The sequence below is a fragment of the Streptococcus sp. E17BB genome, assembly GCF_041807725.1.
Lineage (GTDB): Bacteria > Bacillota > Bacilli > Lactobacillales > Streptococcaceae > Streptococcus > Streptococcus entericus.
This window is the reverse complement of sequence record NZ_JBGTZC010000077.1, coordinates 1-1057: the sequence shown is the minus strand read 5'-3', so window position 1 is coordinate 1057 and position 1057 is coordinate 1. Positions and strand designations below refer to the sequence as shown.

Sequence of the window (1057 nt, the reverse complement as noted above, 5' to 3'; positions counted from 1 at the left end):
TGATTGGACATTACAACCATCAAGGTTACCAATATTTTTCCTGTCGTTATTGTAAGGGGCAGGGAGAAAAAATGAAGTCTTGTCGAGTGGATAGGATTGAACAAGCAATCAAAGGGAAACTAGGAGATGAAGCAGTAAAACCTCATCAAAAGGTATCTAAGACCCTTGTTCTTCGTGAAATTGAACGATTGAAGACAGAAAAACTTGCCTGCTTTCAGGACTATAAGGATAGCCTGTTGACCAGAGAAGATTATATTGCCAAGAAAAAGGAAGTGGATAAATCTGTTCAGGATTTGGAAGAGCAGTTGAAAGAAGCTAGCTATGTTCAGTTGCCAACTGATAAGAGGTTAAGCAAAGAAATTGTAGTTGCACACGTTGACAAAGTTGTGGTTGATTGTCTTGGCTTTTTTACAGTCATCTACAAATAGCTGAGGAGGAGACTTGTATCCTAGCAAGTCTCTTTCTTGATGGGATAGTTTGTGGTATAATGAGTGTGTAATCTAGCAAATAAATAGTGTCAGTTACTTGACATAAGAGGGTCTATGACCAGCTGATTCGTGAGAAGTTTTCTAAGACAAGTGCAGAATTTGTTATGAGGCATTTTGAGACTAGGTATCAGTATGCTTTGGAGAACATGAGATTTGCCAGAACGGCAGAGGCCATAGCGGAGTATGTCTTCAATGGCATTCTGGCAGAGTGGAATAAGGAACGTCGACAAGAACAGGAAAGGAGGTGAGAACCATGTGGTGGAAAATTTTGCTAGGCATGTGGATATTGTCGCTCATCGCATTAGCTATTGAGTTCAAAAATGCTCCAGAAATGAACGACCATATCTAACCAAGGCTTTACGAGAAGTAAGGTCTTTTTTTGATACCTGAAAGGAGAAACAGATGAATTTTTTTGATTGCTTTGCAGGGATTGGAGGCTTTCGTTTAGGTATGGAAAGTCAAGGTCATACCTGCATTGGCTTTTGCGAAATAGATAAATTCGCTAGACGGTCTTATCAGGCCATTTTTGAGACAGAAGGAGAATTAGAATACCATGACATTACCCAAAT

Annotated in this window: 2 protein-coding genes; both read left to right on the top strand. The window is 39.6% G+C overall.

Annotation, left to right across the window (positions count from 1 at the left end; translation table 11 throughout):
• The first annotated feature begins 71 nt into the window (after nucleotides 1-71).
• Nucleotides 72-428, top strand: coding sequence for a hypothetical protein (locus tag ACERC7_RS10665; RefSeq protein ID WP_373666908.1), 357 nt, complete (start codon nucleotides 72-74; stop codon nucleotides 426-428).
• A gap of 462 nt (nucleotides 429-890) precedes the next feature.
• The coding region (locus ACERC7_RS10660; protein WP_373666906.1) for a DNA cytosine methyltransferase at nucleotides 891-1057 on the top strand (167 nt) is incomplete at its 3' end.